3 protein-coding genes are annotated in these 1,313 nt (G+C 62.5%); 1 reads left to right on the plus strand and 2 read right to left on the minus strand.

What is annotated here, in order from left to right; all coding sequences use genetic code 11:
* Positions 1 to 218: 218 nt before the first annotated feature.
* Positions 219 to 803 (plus strand): response regulator, encoded by a 585-nt coding sequence (locus A5481_RS31865; RefSeq protein WP_082984988.1) that lies wholly within the window; start codon positions 219 to 221, stop codon positions 801 to 803.
* Between the two features lie 6 nt (positions 804 to 809).
* Here the strand turns inward: A5481_RS31865 and A5481_RS31870 are convergent, their stop codons facing one another.
* On the minus strand, positions 810 to 1,046 hold the full coding sequence (locus A5481_RS31870) for a hypothetical protein (protein ID WP_048437426.1): 237 nt from the start codon (positions 1,044 to 1,046) through the stop codon (positions 810 to 812).
* The coding region (locus A5481_RS31875) for a helix-turn-helix domain-containing protein (RefSeq protein WP_156655696.1) at positions 1,043 to 1,313 on the minus strand (271 nt) is incomplete at its 5' end. The genes A5481_RS31870 and A5481_RS31875, both read right to left, overlap by 4 nt.

Below are 1,313 nucleotides of genomic sequence, written 5' to 3' on the forward strand. Positions count from 1 at the left end.
CTTCCCGAAGGTGGGGCCGATGGGGGCGGGCTCTCGAAGGCAAACACTGGGCGGGATGTACGTGCGCAACTGCCCGGCGCAGCGTGACAGGCTTCGAGAGGCGGAAATCACACGGCTACGTTGAAACCAAAGCCGCCCTCAGCACTTCCCCGTTTAGCGTGATTAACGTGGATTAAACGAGGACCTGGAGCGCAACCTTCTCTGGGCGAGGAGGGTTTATGCGTCATGTCAGCACTTTTTATCGTGGAATATCAGAGGGATCGGCCGCTGCTGGCCAGGGCGTTGCGCACGGCCTGCTGGAAGCCTTCCCCATCTCAGATGTGACCCCTCTGCCTGACCGCCTCCAGGAGCTTGTCAGCCTTTTGATTGAGCGGGATGCGCTCGGCCGAGGAGATGAGGAGGAGGTGGCGCGTGCTGCTGACCCGACCCGCCTCGTTGTTGTCCTGGAGGACGATCCGACCACGCGTGAGCGGGCTATGGCGCTTCTGGAGGAGACCGTGCTCGACGTGGTCACCTGCGAGACCGGCGCAGACGCCGTAGCGCTGCTGCAGGAGAGAGGCAACGAAGTTGCGATGGTATTCGCCGACATGCAAATGCCGGGCGCCATGGACGGCATAGATCTCGCGCGGGCGGTTCAGACCATCTGGCCACGAATTCGCCTCGTGGTCACATCTGGTGGTGCCGAGAACCGCATCGAGGAGCTACCGAGCGGCATCATCCACCTGCGTAAGCCCTGGCGCGCTCTGGACGTGCTGATGCAGGTCGATCGCGCCGTGCGTTGTCCGAACTTGCCGGTCAGGTAGTCGGGCTCAGGCCAAGCGACGCTGGATCCACGCCTGCGCCTCGGTGAGATCGACGAACTTGGGCTGGCTCTGGTCATCAACCCGCCCAAACCCCGCCTCCAGGAACCACTTGCCCGCATCCTCCTCGTGATCGTCGGACAGGTGAACCAGCACGGCAACCAAGAAGCCATCGGCAAACACCAGCCGGCTCTCCGCGTCGTTGCTGCCCGTCGCAATCGGTACAGGCTGAAGATGTAGGCTCATGCAGCCCGTCGCCCCATGTGGAGGTACATGGGGTCAAACTCGCTCAGCTTCGTCAGTTCCGCCCAGTTCAGGATCTCAAGCCAGCCACCCTGAAGCGTGATCAGGTTTCTCTCGCGCAACTCGCGCAGCACGCGGTTGACGTGCACGTTCGACAGCCCGAGCGCATCGCCCAGATCAGCCTGCGTAACGGGCAGCTTGTAGCGATGGTTCGTAGCCAATCCCACAGCCTCGAGCTTGGCGTACATCTCGCAGAACAGGTGCGCGATC

This window comes from Methylobacterium platani, assembly GCF_001653715.1.
Classification (GTDB): domain Bacteria; phylum Pseudomonadota; class Alphaproteobacteria; order Rhizobiales; family Beijerinckiaceae; genus Methylobacterium; species Methylobacterium platani.